At 71.3% G+C, this 14,019-nt stretch carries 16 protein-coding genes; 9 read left to right on the top strand and 7 right to left on the bottom strand.

Annotation, left to right across the window (positions count from 1 at the left end):
- Positions 1–61 precede the first annotated feature (61 nt).
- Positions 62–850 (top strand): SDR family NAD(P)-dependent oxidoreductase, encoded by a 789-nt coding sequence (locus ACFV57_RS14560; protein WP_385230571.1) that lies wholly within the window; start codon positions 62–64, stop codon positions 848–850.
- Positions 851–1,137: 287 nt separating this feature from the next.
- On the opposite strand, the gene ACFV57_RS14555 is transcribed toward ACFV57_RS14560, so the two are convergent.
- Complete coding sequence (locus ACFV57_RS14555; RefSeq protein WP_385230568.1) at positions 1,138–1,557, bottom strand: nuclear transport factor 2 family protein; 420 nt, start codon at positions 1,555–1,557, stop codon at positions 1,138–1,140.
- Between the two features lie 592 nt (positions 1,558–2,149).
- On the opposite strand from ACFV57_RS14555, the gene ACFV57_RS14550 reads away from it, so the two are divergent.
- The 3 genes from ACFV57_RS14550 (at position 2,150) to ACFV57_RS14540 (ending at position 4,684) form a co-directional block, all read left to right on the top strand.
- Positions 2,150–3,769, top strand: a complete 1,620-nt coding sequence (locus ACFV57_RS14550) for a fibronectin type III domain-containing protein (protein WP_385230565.1) — start codon at positions 2,150–2,152, stop codon at positions 3,767–3,769.
- 63 nt (positions 3,770–3,832) lie between these two features.
- Positions 3,833–4,243 carry a hypothetical protein gene (locus ACFV57_RS14545; protein ID WP_385230562.1) on the top strand — a complete coding sequence of 137 codons (411 nt, stop codon included), beginning with the start codon at positions 3,833–3,835 and terminating at the stop codon, positions 4,241–4,243.
- A 237-nt stretch (positions 4,244–4,480) separates the two neighbouring features.
- Positions 4,481–4,684, top strand: coding sequence for a hypothetical protein (locus ACFV57_RS14540; protein WP_385230560.1), 204 nt, complete (start codon positions 4,481–4,483; stop codon positions 4,682–4,684).
- A gap of 95 nt (positions 4,685–4,779) precedes the next feature.
- On the opposite strand, the gene ACFV57_RS14535 is transcribed toward ACFV57_RS14540, so the two are convergent.
- Positions 4,780–5,100: an SDR family oxidoreductase gene (locus ACFV57_RS14535; protein WP_385230557.1), complete on the bottom strand. Its 321-nt coding sequence runs from the start codon at positions 5,098–5,100 to the stop codon at positions 4,780–4,782.
- Between the two features lie 33 nt (positions 5,101–5,133).
- A complete protein-coding gene (locus ACFV57_RS14530; RefSeq protein WP_385230554.1) occupies positions 5,134–5,301 on the bottom strand; it encodes a hypothetical protein in 168 nt (55 codons plus the stop codon).
- A 148-nt stretch (positions 5,302–5,449) separates the two neighbouring features.
- Here ACFV57_RS14530 and ACFV57_RS14525 point away from each other — a divergent pair, with 148 nt between their 5' ends.
- The gene (locus ACFV57_RS14525) at positions 5,450–6,751 is read left to right on the top strand and encodes a DUF4334 domain-containing protein (RefSeq protein ID WP_385230551.1); all 1,302 of its coding nucleotides are present in this window, start codon (positions 5,450–5,452) and stop codon (positions 6,749–6,751) included.
- Positions 6,752–6,838: 87 nt separating this feature from the next.
- A complete protein-coding gene (locus ACFV57_RS14520) occupies positions 6,839–6,973 on the top strand; it encodes a hypothetical protein (RefSeq protein ID WP_385230548.1) in 135 nt (44 codons plus the stop codon).
- Between the two features lie 185 nt (positions 6,974–7,158).
- Here the strand turns inward: ACFV57_RS14520 and ACFV57_RS14515 are convergent, their stop codons facing one another.
- The 3 genes from ACFV57_RS14515 to otr(B) all read right to left on the bottom strand — a co-directional run bounded on the left by ACFV57_RS14515 (position 7,159) and on the right by otr(B) (position 10,089).
- Positions 7,159–7,488: a hypothetical protein gene (locus tag ACFV57_RS14515; RefSeq protein WP_385230545.1), complete on the bottom strand. Its 330-nt coding sequence runs from the start codon at positions 7,486–7,488 to the stop codon at positions 7,159–7,161.
- Positions 7,489–7,696: 208 nt separating this feature from the next.
- Positions 7,697–8,236: a DoxX family protein gene (locus ACFV57_RS14510; RefSeq protein ID WP_385230831.1), complete on the bottom strand. Its 540-nt coding sequence runs from the start codon at positions 8,234–8,236 to the stop codon at positions 7,697–7,699.
- A 212-nt stretch (positions 8,237–8,448) separates the two neighbouring features.
- Positions 8,449–10,089 (bottom strand): oxytetracycline resistance efflux MFS transporter OtrB, encoded by a 1,641-nt coding sequence (gene otr(B) / locus ACFV57_RS14505; protein WP_385230542.1) that lies wholly within the window; start codon positions 10,087–10,089, stop codon positions 8,449–8,451.
- Positions 10,090–10,453: 364 nt separating this feature from the next.
- Here otr(B) and ACFV57_RS14500 point away from each other — a divergent pair, with 364 nt between their 5' ends.
- The 3 genes from ACFV57_RS14500 to ACFV57_RS14490 all read left to right on the top strand — a co-directional run bounded on the left by ACFV57_RS14500 (position 10,454) and on the right by ACFV57_RS14490 (position 13,177).
- A complete protein-coding gene (locus ACFV57_RS14500) occupies positions 10,454–10,933 on the top strand; it encodes a MarR family winged helix-turn-helix transcriptional regulator (RefSeq protein ID WP_385230539.1) in 480 nt (159 codons plus the stop codon).
- Positions 10,934–11,011: 78 nt separating this feature from the next.
- Positions 11,012–12,559 (top strand): amidase, encoded by a 1,548-nt coding sequence (locus ACFV57_RS14495; protein WP_385230536.1) that lies wholly within the window; start codon positions 11,012–11,014, stop codon positions 12,557–12,559.
- A 135-nt stretch (positions 12,560–12,694) separates the two neighbouring features.
- The gene (locus ACFV57_RS14490; protein ID WP_385230533.1) at positions 12,695–13,177 is read left to right on the top strand and encodes a DUF3515 domain-containing protein; all 483 of its coding nucleotides are present in this window, start codon (positions 12,695–12,697) and stop codon (positions 13,175–13,177) included.
- Positions 13,178–13,243: 66 nt separating this feature from the next.
- Here the strand turns inward: ACFV57_RS14490 and ACFV57_RS14485 are convergent, their stop codons facing one another.
- Positions 13,244–13,987, bottom strand: a complete 744-nt coding sequence (locus ACFV57_RS14485) for a 3-hydroxybutyrate dehydrogenase (RefSeq protein WP_385230828.1) — start codon at positions 13,985–13,987, stop codon at positions 13,244–13,246.
- Positions 13,988–14,019 lie beyond the last annotated feature (32 nt).

Genomic DNA, 14,019 nt, shown 5'->3' with positions numbered 1-14,019 from the left:
GTTCTCCTCCACCGAGCCAGGCTTGACATTGACGTTAATGTCAAAGTCTACCGTTCGGGGCATGCAGAGGAAAGAAGAGACCAAACGGCGAACCGCGGTCGTGACCGGCGCCGCGACCGGCATCGGGGCCGCGGTCACCGAGCGGCTGGCCGGGCAGGGCATGCACCTGGTCCTGGTCGCACGGGACGGCGCACGCCTGGAGGCGGCGGCCGAGCGGCTGCGTGCCGAGTACGGGACCCAGGTGTCCACCCTGGCGCTGGACCTGTCGCAGCAGGATGCGCCTTCCCGGCTGGCCGAGTGGCTGGCGAACGCGGGAACGGAGGTCGACGTGCTGGTCAACAACGCCGGCGCCGGCCTGACGGGACCGGTCGCCGGCAGCGATCCCGCGCGGGTGCGGCACCTGGTCGACCTCAATGCCGGCGCGGTGGCGGAGCTGACGGCGCGCCTGCTGCCCGCCATGGTCGCGCGGGGCGGGGGCGCGATCGTCAACATCGCGAGCACCGGTGCGTACGCGCCCGCTCCGTATGTGGCCGCCTACGCGGCCTCGAAGGCGTTCGTGCTGTCCTTCACCCAGGCGGTGTGGGCCGAGACGAGGTCGACGGGAGTACGGGTCGTGGCGGTCTGCCCCGGGCCGACCGCCACCGCGATGAACACCCGGCGCATGCCGGGCAAGCGCGAGCCCGACGCCGTCGCGGACACCGTCATGTCTGCGTTGCGCGGCCGGGGCCCGGCGGTCGTCGACGGCCGTCTCAACACGTTGCAGACCTTCGTCTTCAGCCGCCTGTTGCCCGCGTCGGCAGCTGCCCGGATCGCGGAGCGGTCCCTGCGCAAGGCGGCGCTCGGCAACTGACCTAAGACCGGCCGACGGCACCCCGCCGACGGCCGGTCGTGCCGGTCCTCCGGCCTGAGGCCGGTCGGGTTCCGGGACCAGCCGCATGCCCCCCGGCCGGCTCAGCCGCCGGCTGCTCGCGAGCGCAGCGCCGCGCTGACGCCGTGGACGGCACCGTCGCTCCCGCGTCCACCGTGGTCGCCCGGATCTCCTCCTCCATCACCTCCACCAGCGTTATCCGACAGCCGGTCACCGACGCATACGACCGGGCACCACCCGTGCGCCGCGCTCCACTCGTCCACCGAGCTTCACCCGCGGTCCGGACGTTCGTAGCAGTCGTAGTTGCGCTGCGCCACGATCCTGCCGTCGCGGAATTCGAGGAAGACCGCGATGTGGGCGCGCAGTACGTGACCGGCGGGCAGCCCGCCCATCGGAGCGGCGAGGGTTCCGGCCCACGTCACTTCCAAGGCCACCTGGTCGCCGGCCGCGACCGCGTTGTGCACCTCGAAGCGCTGGTGGCCGAGAACTCCACGGCCCCGCTCGGCACTCGCGAGCACGTCGGGCAGGGCGCGCCGCACGCCGTCGGGGAAGAGAAGGTTGGGGAACTCCTGCTGCACCGCCTCCTCGTGGAAGAAGCGGGCCAGTTCGTCGCCCACGGCCCCTCGGGACACCGCTTCGTGGTAGCGGACGGCCGTTGCGACGTTGGGGTGCTGCGGCTGATCCGGCATGGGTCGCAGCGTAGCCGGGGCGGCGGCGACCCGGCACGTTCCGCTCGAACGGAGTTTGCGCCGACGCCCCTTGAGGGGCCGAAAAAAACGTTCGTGCGCGCACGGCGGAACCTCGGCAGTTGGATCGGTAGTTGAATTCGGATATTCCCCGCTCCGGCGGCGTACCGACACCGCCACCCGCCACGCACGAATTTGGCCCCGCGAACACAGACCTCCTCATGAATTGAGGCGAACACATCGGCAACACGCCGCGCGCTATCACCTCGGGACCGTTTCCGCCCAATGGCGGACATCGCGTTCCGGCGTCGCACCGGTCCGCCGACGAGCCGGTGGCGAGGACGGAGCGTCACCGGGCGCAGGCTCCGCGCCGCGCGCTCTCCCAGGCGGACCGGCCTCCGCTTGATGCCCGGACACGCTCCGTATCGCCCCCGCCGGACCGGCGGGGGCGTGTTTCCGACGCCCCGTGCGCGCCGGCGCCCCGTCCGCCGCTGGCCGGTTTCCGTGATTGACGCTGGCATTTTCGGGGCCTAGGTTCCCTGTCGCAACGGGGGAGGAAAACCCTGGACCCGAAAGCGTGAAGCGAGGGGTGGAAATGGCAAAGCAGTACGTCACGCCGGAATGGGAATCCCCTGGTGAGTGGTACGGCACCATGAAGGCCACGGTCTGGAATTTCGAAAGCGAACCGCTTGTCGATCCGGAGATCTCCTTCCGCGTCCAGTCCGACCAGAACGTCACCGACGTCTACGGGCTCGTCTGGCAGCGGTCGGGCAACGTCATCACCGGGCGTCTGGTCCCCGAGCGCAAGACCGTTCCGCCGCGGCGCGGCACCCAGGAGTTCAGGCTCGGCTTCGCCCGGTCCAAGCCGGGCCCCGGCCCGCTGCCGACCGAGTTCAAGATCAACGGTCAGCCCGCCGACGTACCCGACGACACGACGCCGCCGAGCGCGCCGGGCAACCTGCGGGTGGACACCGTCGGCCCGACGCAGGTCACGCTCTCCTGGAACCCCTCCACCGACAACATCGGCGTACGGGGCTACGAGGTGGCCTACGGCGGCGCCCAGCCGCTGCGGGTCAAGGACGAGACGGCGGTGATCTCCGGGCTCTCCCCGACGACCAAGTACACGGTCCGGATCACCGCCCTGGACCTCGCGGGCAACCGCTCCGAGCCGTCCCAGCCGCTGGACTTCACCACGTCCGACAAGCTCCCGGACGGCGGCCCGTGGGACATGCCGCGCGCGCCGTACGTGGACTACATGGCCTGGCCGAACCCCAGCCTCCCCCAGTACGCCCAGGAATCCGGCGTGGACGGCTTCATGCTGGGCTTCATCGTCGCCAACAACAACAAGAAGCTGGCGTGGGCCGGGCAGGACGGCCCCGACTGGGAAGTCGACCAGAGCTCGTACGGCAAGAAGGACATCGAGCAGCTGGCCGCCACCGGCGGCAAGGTCGCCTTCTCCTGCGGCGGGGCCTCCGGAAGGCCCCTGGAAGCCGTCGAGACGAGCGTCCCGAAGATCGTCGAGCAGTACGAGGCGTTCCTGCGCAACTACCCGGTGGCGCGCATCGACTTCGACTTCGAGGGCGACTTCCTGGCCGACGAGGCGGCGCACCTGCGGCACACGGCGGCGATCTCCCAGGTCCTCGTCAAGCACCCCGGCCTCAAGATCTCCTACACCCTCCCCGCCGACGCGCAGCCCGGTGAGGGCTCGGCCGGGTTCAGCCCGGTCGGCGTCAAGTTCCTGGCCAAGATCGCCGCCGCCGGCATCGAACCCGGCCTGGTCAACGGCATGCTCATGGAGTTCGGCCAGAGCGCGCCGCCCGACATGTACGAGTGCTGCGTCATCGGCCTCAAGGCCATGCACGGCCAGATCGGTTCGCTGTGGCCCTCCTGGGACGCCGGGAAGGTCTGGAACCGTACGGGCGCCACCCCGATGTTCGGCTGCAACATCAACAAGCGGGTCTTCACCCTCGAAAACCAGCGCAGCCTGGTCGAGTTCGCCCACGAGAACGCGCTCGGCGCCCTCTCCGGCTGGGACGCCACCCGCGACCACAATCAGGGCAACACCGACGTCCAGCCGCCGTGCACCGTCGGCTGCGAGCAGTGCGACACGTACCGCTGTACCTGCGTGGACCAGCGGCCGTTCGACTTCAGCAAGCTCATCGCCCTCTACAAGAACGGCGCCACCCCGACCATCGGCACACAGAGCCAGGTGTAACGGCTCCACCGTCTCTCCGCACGGCGAACGGCCGCCTCATGCGCGGCCGTTCGTCCGTATGAGGTGGCTCGGCAGGCCGGGCGGGAACTGCTGCGCGGAGTGCCGAACGCGGACTTCAGCCTGGTCGACCAGGTCTCGACCGCCTCGTACGAACAGTCCCGGCGCGCCCCGGCCGTACGGAAGGCGTTCGCGCGCCGGAGCGCCTGTATGCGGGCGAAAGGCTTCTCCTACCAGGACCCGATGGCCGCCGACAACGACCCCGCGTGGAACGCCGGCGCGAAGACCCCCTCGCGGGCGGAGGTCGCCACCGCGCGGGCCGATGTCGCATGCAAACGCCGTACGTCGCTCGTCGGCGCCTGGTGGAAGGCCAAAGCCGCGTACCAGGAGCGGGCCATCGGGGACCGGGCCGAGCGGTTCGACAGGATTCGCACGGCGCGCACCCGCTACATGGCGAATGTCGAGGCGCACAGGTGAGACGGCCGGAGGGGCCGGGTGCGGGCTCAGGCGGCGGGCAGGGACGACACCGGCACCACCCGGGTGCCGCGGACAGGGTGCGGGCGCCGGGGAGAAGGGGTGTGCTGGAGATTCAAGGGGTCCGGGCGCTTCGGGCGGCCCGAGGGATTCAGGCGGTCATCGCCTGACCGCCCCTGGCCGTCGTCCCCGGCCCGTCGGCCCCGTTTCGTTGTCCCGTTGCACAGAGGAGTGATCTGCATGCGTGTACGTCTCGTCCTGGCCGGTGCGGTGCTGGCCGCGGCCACCGTGGTTCCCGCGGCGTCCGCCGCGGTGGCCGACGACGGCCCCGTGGGGGCGCCGAAGAGTGACACCACCGGCGTCGACACCGCCGACGCCGGATTCGGCGCCGTCCCTCAGGGCAACCGCGAGCTCGTCGGCCGCATCATGACCGGGCTCGGCTGAGCCGGTCACCGTACGGACCGGCCGGAGGAGGCGGGCGCGGCGCGGGGGCACCGACACGCCCGCCGCGGCGATGGCGCCCGGCTGCGGCCGTCCGGCTACTTGGCCAGGTAACCACCGTCGACCACATGATCGCTGCCGGTCACGTACGAGGCGTCGTCGGACACCAGGAACGCGATCAGCGCGGCGATCTCGGCCGGCTGCGCGGTGCGCCGCAGCGGTACGGAGGCGAGGAGGCCGTCGGTGGTGCGTTGTCGGACTCGACGCCCAGGCGGTACGGCCAGCCGCCGTCCGGGTTCTGGGCCGCGACCAGGAACGCGATGGCGCCCGGCAGTCCGTGGCGGTCGAAGTCCGCGGCGCCCTGGAAGGCACGTACCGTCAGCGCGGTGTCCCGGACGTCGCTGGTGGAAAAGCGCCACGTCCCGTCGGGGAGCTGACCGGCCGGCAGGGACTCAGCGCAGCGGCGGGCGGCAGCGGTGCCGGGCGGCGGCCTGGAGCGCGAGCGAGGCGAGGGCGGTGGTGACCGGGTTGGCGAAGAAGTCGGCCGACGGGGACTGCTCGTCGGCGAGCGCGCGGGCGGCGCACCGAGCGGCTGTCCGGTCACCGAAATGGGCCTCCACAGTGCGGTCTCGGTGACGCGCGGGGCGGAGGTGGCGAGCCATGAGCCGTTGTCCCGCTGGGGGGTGAGGGCATGCCGGGTGGCAAGGGCGAGTGCACGGTTCACCCGTGGCGCGAGCGTGGGCGACAAGCGCGCGACCGGCACGTGCGATGACGCACGTCGTGCTGACATCTGGCCTCGATGATTTCTGTGATCCCGCCGATTTCGCTGGTTCTGCTGCTTTCACGGATCGCTCTGATCGCTCTGCTCTCGCTGACTCCGCTGATTCCGCTGATTCTGTTGCTGTTCCGGTTGCGTCAGTCGTTCGGTGCGGAGGTACGGGGTGCCGGCGCTCGCGCCGGCGAGCGGGACGTAGCCTGGCGGCGACGACCCCGTGTCGCGCGCTGGCGGAGATCGCCGAGCATCTGCGCCGTGACGGCCGGCCCGAACTCGTCCGCGTCTGGCGGGAAAGCACGCATCAGACGCTGGTCGGCATGCGGCGCGAACACGAGGCTGCCCGTACGGCGGCGGCCGGGGGCGATACGCCCCGGCTGACCGACTACCTGCTGTACGGCGCCTGGAGCATCGGCGTCGAACAGCAGGTCACCGCCCTGTGGGCGCTCATGGACGAGCCGGGACTCCCCCGGCGCCTGCCCGTGCTGCTAAGCGCGCTGCGCCAGGCCGCGATCGCGATCCGGCTGCTCAACGACCTGCGCGGCCACCGCAGGGAACAGGGCGAGGGGAAGTCCGGCGTACTGGCCAGCGGCCTGACCGAGCGGGAGGTGTACCGGCGCGCCGAGGAGGGGCTCGAAAACTGCCGACGGGCCCTGGCTCCGCTCACCGCGACCGGGTACGGTCCCGCGGTGGCCTTGGAGCGGGTGGTGCTCTGGCACGCGCGGATGTACCACCGCTTCGACCCCGTACGGCCCGGCCAGGCGGCCACGCCTCCCCTGCCGGGCAGCACGGCGCACACCCCGTCCGTCCCCCAGCCGAGGGAGAGCCCGCCCATGGGCATGGAGCAGGAAGTCCTGGACACCATCGCGTCCGGAGGAGAGTACGACGCCGCGAAGCTGGCGGAACTCTTCGACCGCCTCGAACCGGTCGACGTCGGTCTCCTCATCGGCACCTGGCAGGGCGACGCGTTCGAGCACAGCAGCGAGAACGCCGTGCTGCTGGCGAAGATGCGGTGGTGCGGCAAGCGGTTCGTCGACGCCGACAACGTGGAGCCGCTGCTGTGCCGCGACGAGGGCGGGGCCGTCTACTCGTACACGGACATGGGCCTCGCGAGCCTGCGTGAGGTCGTCTTCCGTGGCAGGCAGTCCACGGCGATGGTCTACGACCAGCTGCCCGTCATCGACCACTTCCGCCGGCTGACCGACGATGTCCTGCTGTGTGTGATGGACAAGAAGGGTGACCCGGCGGACTTCTTCTTCCACCTCACCCGCGTACCGGGCGAAGAGGTGCGGGCCTGACACCGTACCGCCGATGACGGGTTACGGGTTACGGGCCTGACGCCCGGGAAACGACTGCGGCCGATCGGGTCGCGGCATCGGGTCGCGGTGGAGCACTTGGCGCCGCGCGAGCGGCTGCCGCCGGTGGCCGGGCCGTGCGGCCCGGAGCCGAGCTGCCTCGCCGACGGAAAGATCGCCATCGGCAGCCTTCCGGTCGTACCCCTGACCGCGACGATTGGCTGAGCCGACACTCAGGTTCACGGCGCCGAACCGGCTCTGGGCCCGACCGACGCTTGATCGTGGCCCCATGAACGCCTTGCTCCCGCACGGCTCGTCGCCGACGATGGCCGCGGCCCCGGCGATCAACCGGCGCCGCGGCCATCAGCAATGCGTCTCGGCGCACCTCGACCCACCTCGGCGCATTCGCGTCAGTGGCAGCGCTTGGCCTTGGCGCGGTAAGCGGTGGCCTTCTTGTCGTAGGCCCGCGCCTTCTTCTTGTAGGCGACGGCCTTCTTCTTGTGGCCGAGCCCCATCTCGTGCCGCGCCGCGGCCTCGTACCGGTCGGACTTGAGCTTGTACTGGTCCGCCTTGTGCTTCAGTTCGAGCGGATTGCAACGGGCCTTGCCCGCGAGCGCCGAAACCGACGCCGTGGCGGCGGGCTGGGCCGCGCTCGCCGAAGAAGCGCCGAGAGCGACCGGTCCCGTCACCGCCATCGCGGCAACCGCCACGGACGTGATGACACGGCTGAACTTACGCATACGTACTGGTCCTCCATTCGTGGTGTGCAAAGACATCGGCACACACCCCGCCTCTTGCCAGGAGTCAGCAGTCCATACGCTGCTGACGTCACGGGGCTTCGAAGGACCTTAGGTTCCGCTTCCCCCGGCTGCATGTGCGCACGAACCCAACCCGGTTGAGCCCCCATGCTCTTGACACCCACTCAGCAGCCGTCCCCCACTCCCCCATTCACCCCTCCCCGCCCTCTTCCTCTCCTCCGCCCTCCCTCACCCTCTTGTTGCGCGCACCCACGACCAGCGCGGTCGCGGCAGCCGTCACCGCGAGCGCCGCAGGAACCATCCAGCCTCGGTTGACGCAGTGCCCGGCCGCGTGGTCGAGGGAGAGCCGCCCGGGCCCCGCGACGGCGAGGCCGGTCGCCGTCAGCCCGAGGAAGGCCGGGTGCTCGTAGCCGCCGCTCTGCGCGAAGAACCCGTTGGGGGTGTGTACGGCGGCGGCGCCCGCCATCGCGCCCGCGGCGGCCGCACCGGCGGCGGGTGTGGCCAGCCCCAGCGCCAGCAGCACACCGCTGCCGACCTCGGTGCCCCCCGCGACCGCCGCATTCGCCTTGCCGGGTACGTAGCCGACGGACTCCATGAACTGGCCGGTCCCCTCGATCCCTCCCCCGCCGAACCAGCCGAACAGCTTCTGCGCGCCGTGCGCGGCCAGCACCCCGCCGGTGCCCACACGGAGGAGCAACAGCCCCAGATCACGTCGGTCGAAACAGGTCACGATGGGCTCCCGGGGCAGCTCGCAGCGGACAGTCCCCGCCACGCGTCCATCGTCGCCCGCCCGGCGCGCCACGACCTCACCCATCCGTCCATCCGGGTGACGCGCACCTTTTCCCACCACCGTCCGCGCACCGGGCCGGCATCGCCCATCCAGGGGCCGACCTGCGGGAACGGGGCGGAAAAGCCCGGCGTCTTCCACCCATCGGCCAGGCTCTAGCGTGCCCGCCGCGGCATCTCCGGGCCGTCGTCGAGTTCACGCAGGAACCAGGTCATGAGGAAACCGACGCACAGCACCACACCGGCGACGAGGAACATGACGTGGAAGCCGTGTGCGAAGGAGTCCGTGACCAGGTGCGCCAACCTGGCGTCGATGCCGTGGAACAGCGAGGTGTCCTCGATGTCGATGCCCGCTCCGCGGCCCGATTCGACCATGTTCAGGAAACGGCGGCCGGCGGGGTCCGAGGTGACCGCCGGGTCCGCCAGGACCCCGGCGAAGCGAGGCGAGTGCAGCTGACCGGCCAGGCGTCCGAACGCCACCGCGAACATGACGGAGAACAGCGCCGCGATACCGGCGGAGCCACCGATCTGCCGGCACAGGCCGGAGGCCGCGTTCGCCACTCCCAGCTGGCTCTTGGGCGCCGCGTTCTGCATGGCCAGCGTGATGACGGTCTGCGACAGGCCGATGCCGATGCCCAGCCAGCTGACGATCAGGGCGACGGTCCACATCGGCGTCCCGGCGCCGGTGGTCGCCAGGGTCAGCAGCGCTCCCGCCATGGAGCCCAGGCCCACGACGGCGAGCTTCTTGAACCGCCCCGAGGCCGCGATGAGTTTGCCGGAGACCACCTGGGAGGCGATGGTGCCCACCATGAACGGGATGATCACCAGCCCGGCCTCGGTGGGATGCCGGCCCTGCACCAGTTGGAGGAACAGCGGCAGCGTCGTCACCGTACCGAAGATGCCCACGCCGATCGTGAAGTTGACCGCCGAGCACAGGGCGATGCCGCCCCGCCGGAAGAGCCGTAGCGGCAGCATCGCCTCGTCGCCCCGCCGCAGCTCGACGGGAACGAACAGCGCCAGCCCGGCCGCGCCCAGCGCGAAGAGCGCGAGCGAGGCCGGCGCGCCCCACCCCCAGGACCGCCCCTGCTCGGCCACGATCAGCAGGGGCACCAGGAACAGCGCCAGCGCCGCGGCCCCCAGCACGTCCACCCGGTGCTCGCGTTGCTCATGCGGCAGTGCGAGGGCCTTGCGTACGGTGACCAGGGCCAGCAGCCCCAGGGGGACGTTGAGCAGGAACACCCAGCGCCAGCCGTCGACGCCGAACACCGCACCCGCTTCCGCGAACGCCCCGCCCGCCAGCGGGCCCGCGACGCTGGCCGCCACCCAGGCCATCTGCAGGAAGGCGAAGTAGCGGCCGCGTTCGCGCACCGGAGCCAGATCGGCGACCACCGCGGTGGGCAACGACATCAGCCCGCCGCCGCCCAGACCCTGGACTCCCCGGTAGAGGGCGAGTTCCTCCATGGACCCGGCCGTCGCGCACAGCACCGACCCGGCGACGAACACCGCGATCGAGAGCAGGTACATGGGCTTGCGCCCGTACATGTCGGACAGCTTGCCGTAGAAGGGCATCGCCAGGACGGACGCGATGAGGTACGCCGTCGTCGCCCACGCCTGCCGGGTCTGGCCGTGGAGGTCGTCCGCGATGGTACGCATCGCGGTGGCGATGACCGTCTGGTCCAGTGCCGCGAGGAACACGGCCAGCAGCAGACCCGACATGGCCGTCAGGATCTGCCGGTGCGTGAACACCGGGCCGGTCCGGTCCGCTCCCTCGGCGGTGCCCGGATGCGCGGATGACACGGGTCTTCACTCTCCAGACTCTCGAAACTCTCGAACTTCCGGACTTTCAGGCATCCGGGCTTCCGCACCTGCGGACTTGCGGGCCTTTCAGGTCTTCCGGGGACCCCGGGCTCTCCGGGGTCCCCGGCCCCCCGGAGAGTCCGGGGTCCCCCGGAAAGGCCGGGCTCCGTAGGTCGAAGATTCCGGCCCCGACCTCGGCACCCGGCCCCATCCCCCCAACTCCCGGCCACGACCCCTGCACCCATCCCGCTGTTGCGGTGCCGCGGCCGGACGCCGAGCGTAATCACCACTCCGGTTTTTGACAAGTTCTTGTCGTTCCACCCGGGCCGCGATCACCTCACGACCGAGCACATACGCTGTGACCATGGATTCCTCACCCCCGGACGTGGACGCCCTGATCGAGGTGACCGCCGAGGTCTTCGCGGTCAACGGCCGCTTGCTGCGCGAGGGGGACTGGCTCTCCGCCCACGCGGGCCTCACCTCGGCACGCTGGCAGGTGGCCGGACTCCTGCTGGACGGCCCGTCGACGGTCGCCCGGCTGGCCCGCGAACGAGGACTGCGGCGACAGGCGGTCCAGCAGACCGTCGAACGCCTGCGGGCCGAAGGCGTCGTGACGACCCGGCCCAACCCGCAGGACCAGCGCAGCCCCCTGGTCGAACTCACCACCGGCGGCCGACAGGCCCTGGAGGATCTGGGGCCCCTGGAACAGCAGTGGCTGGAGCATCTGGCCGAGGACATCCCGCCCGAGGACATGCGCGTCGCGCTCGCGGTGCTGCGACGGCTGCGGGAAAAGCTGGACGCCCGCCCGACGCTGGGGACCGACCCCGGCCGACGGCCGTCCTGACGGCCGGCCGACTGACGCCCGCCGCCCCGGCCGACGCCCCCGGCACTCCTCCGCCGGCACCACACCAGGAGCCCGCACGTGAACCACCACCGCACCCTCCCCGGCACCGACCACGAGACCACCCACGGCACCGATCACGAACCCACCCACGAGACCGACCTCAAGACGCTCCACCTGGCACCCGCCCGCGACCAACTCGCCGCACTGCGCCGCGGCGAGATCAGCAGCCGCGAGCTTCTGGAGCAGTACCTCCAGCACATCGCGGAGGCCGGCCCCGGCCTCAACGCCGTCGTCACCCTCGACGCCGACGCCGCGCGCGCCGCCGCCGACCGGGCCGACCAGCACCTGATCGGGACCGGCGAGCCCCTCGGGCCGCTGCACGGCCTCCCGATGACGGTCAAGGACGCTCTCGAAACCAAGGGGATGCGGACCACCAGCGGCTCCCCCGACCTCGCCGACCACGTCCCCGGCCAGGACGCCGACGCCGTGGCGCTGCTGCGGGCCGCCGGCGCCGTCCTCATCGGCAAGACGAACGTGCCGGTCATGTGCCAGGACATCCAGACGTCGAACCCCGTCTTCGGCGCGACGCACAACCCCTTCGACGCCACGAGGACCGCGGGCGGCTCCTCCGGTGGCGCGGCCGCCGCCGTCGCCGCGGGCCTCACCGGCCTCGAAGTCGGCTCCGACCTCGCGGGCTCCCTGCGCCTGCCGGCCGCCTACTGCGGGGTCTACGCGCTGCGAACCTCCCGCGGCGCCGGTCCGGTCGTGCCCACCCGCGGCCACATCCCCCGCCTGCCCGGCTGGGCCACCAGCAGCGACATGGTCACGCTCGGCCCGATGGCCCGTACGGCCGACGACCTGGACCTGCTCCTGGACGTACTCGCCGCGCCCGCGCCCGCCGACCGGGCCGGCTGGCGGATCGACCTGCCGGCCCCCACCATGAGCACCCTCGACCAGTACCGCGTCGGCGTCTGGGCCGACGACGCGTACTGCCGCGTCGATGCCGACATCCGCGCCGTCCTCGAACAGGTCACCACGCTCCTGCGCACCGCCGGCGCGAGCATCGACGAGTCCACGCGGCCCGTCGACTTCGCCGCGAGCAACCTGCTGTTCCAGCGCCTGTTGTTCGCGACGGGGTCCGCCACCGCCACGGACAGCGCGTTCGCCGCGGACATCGAGGCCGCGGACGGGATTCCCGCGGACGACCCGTCGGGCCTGTTCCTCCGCTCCCGGACGATGCGGCACCGCGACTGGTGCGTCGCCGACGAGGCGCGCCAGCAACTCCGCGGGGCGTGGGCCGGCTACTTCGCCGAGCACGACGTCCTGATCACCCCGGCCACGCCGACGGCGGCCGTACCCGACCAGACCGGCACCCCGCCGCCGCAGCGGTACATCACGGTCGACGGTGAGAAGCGCCCGTTCTTCGACCAGACGAGCTGGCTCAACCTGACCGGCCTGGTGGGCCTGCCGTCCGTGGTCGTCCCGGCCGGAAAGACCGCCGAGGGGCTGCCGTTGGCCGTCCAGATCACCGGCCCGTACCTGGCCGACCGCACGGTCCTGGACATGGCCGGGAAACTCGCCCGCCTCCTGCCCGAGCCCGTCCGGCCGCCCGCTTTCACGGCGTAATCCGGCATACGCTGCGGTACGTATCCAGGGGCGCCCCCGCCCCGAATACGACGGTATTTTCGCCCGGCACAGAACAGAACAACACGGCACAGCACGGCAGATGACGGAGACCGACCGAAAAGGGCGTGGCGCGAAATGGCTTCACCATCGAGAAAGGCGCTCATAACCGCCGGAACAGCGGTCGGCGCCCTCGCCACGCTCGGAGTGATCATCCTTGCGGCCGCCACTTCCCGTACACCGGACATCGGGAGCGCACCCCATGCGGGCCACCCGGCCTGCACCGACATCGCCAAGCGATATCCGTCCCGGCTCATGGGGAAGAATCGCGAAGACACGGGAGCGCCCGGGGTGGCCGTCTGGGGAGATTCAACTGTCGTTCTCCGCTGCGGAATGACGCCCCCGAGGCCGACCACCGCCCCCTGCTTCACGATAAGCGGCGTGGACTGGGTGCTGACGGACGGCACAGCGGAAGACGGCAGTAAGACGCTCATCACCTACGGGCGGGACCCCGCCGTCGAAGTGACTGTTGCGGGCGGCCTGCCTTCGGCCGGTGACAGCCTGGTGGATCTCGGCAATGCGGTGCGGGAAATTCCGCAGAAGTCGGAGTGCGTTTCTTAGCGGGCGGGCTTACGGATCGCGGCGTCGAAGGGGAGGTTCCGCCGGCGCCGGGACCGGTACGTGCGGTCAGCCGGCCGACCAGCCGCCGTCCACGGGTACGGAGGCGCCGTTGACGTAGGAGGTGTGCTCCGCGCACAGCCACAGCGCGACCGCGGCGACCTCCTCGGGTTCCAGCAGCCGCTTGATCGGCGACCGGGCCAGCAGGACGTCGGCGAGTACGTCCGCGGCGTCGATCCCGTGAGCGGCGGCCTGGTCCCGGATCTGCTTCTCGACCAGAGGCGTGCGGACGTAACCGGGGTTGACGCAGTTGCTCGTCACGCCATACTGCGCGCCCTCAACAGCAGCGACCTTGCTCAGCCCCTCCAGTGCGTGCTTCGCGGCGACATAGGCGGACTTGAAGGCACTCGCGCGCAGTCCGTGGACGCTGGAGATGTTGATGACACGCCCCCAGCCGTTCGCGTACATGTGCGGCAGCGTGCGGCGCAGCAGCAGGAACGGGGCGGTGACCATCACCTGCTGCATGAGCGCGAAGCGCTCCGGCGGGAAGTCGGTGAGCGGGGCGACGTGCTGGAACCCGGCGTTGTTGACGAGGATGTCGACTTCGACAGGGAGTGTGTCGATGGCGGCGGGCTCGGCCAGGTCGACGATGTGGGCCCGGCCGCCGATCTCCCCGGCGACCGCCTCGGCCGCGTCGCCGTCCTTGTCGACGACGTGCACCTCGGCACGCGCCGCCGCCAGCGCCACGGCACACGCCTTGCCGATGCCGCTGCCACCACCGGTCACCAGGGCAGTACGCCCACTGAGGTGCACGCCGGTCGTGGGCGAGGGTGCGAGCCCGGCGG

Source organism: Streptomyces sp. NPDC059788, assembly GCF_042732265.1.
GTDB lineage: Bacteria > Actinomycetota > Actinomycetes > Streptomycetales > Streptomycetaceae > Streptomyces.
The sequence above is the reverse complement of the archived record's forward strand: the minus strand, read 5'-3'. Positions and strand labels throughout refer to the sequence as shown.

What these genes read in the sequence shown, in the direction of transcription:
- ACFV57_RS14525 (WP_385230551.1), top strand. Translation starts at nt 5,450, where the DNA reads ATGACGCACGTCGTGCTGACATCTGGCCTCGATGATTTCTGTGATCCC.
- ACFV57_RS14490 (WP_385230533.1), top strand. Translation starts at nt 12,695, where the DNA reads ATGGCTTCACCATCGAGAAAGGCGCTCATAACCGCCGGAACAGCGGTC.
- ACFV57_RS14500 (WP_385230539.1), top strand. Translation starts at nt 10,454, where the DNA reads ATGGATTCCTCACCCCCGGACGTGGACGCCCTGATCGAGGTGACCGCC.
- ACFV57_RS14560 (WP_385230571.1), top strand. Translation starts at nt 62, where the DNA reads ATGCAGAGGAAAGAAGAGACCAAACGGCGAACCGCGGTCGTGACCGGC.
- ACFV57_RS14515 (WP_385230545.1), bottom strand. Translation starts at nt 7,488, where the DNA reads ATGCGTAAGTTCAGCCGTGTCATCACGTCCGTGGCGGTTGCCGCGATG.
- ACFV57_RS14555 (WP_385230568.1), bottom strand. Translation starts at nt 1,557, where the DNA reads ATGCCGGATCAGCCGCAGCACCCCAACGTCGCAACGGCCGTCCGCTAC.
- ACFV57_RS14540 (WP_385230560.1), top strand. Translation starts at nt 4,481, where the DNA reads ATGCGTGTACGTCTCGTCCTGGCCGGTGCGGTGCTGGCCGCGGCCACC.
- ACFV57_RS14550 (WP_385230565.1), top strand. Translation starts at nt 2,150, where the DNA reads ATGGCAAAGCAGTACGTCACGCCGGAATGGGAATCCCCTGGTGAGTGG.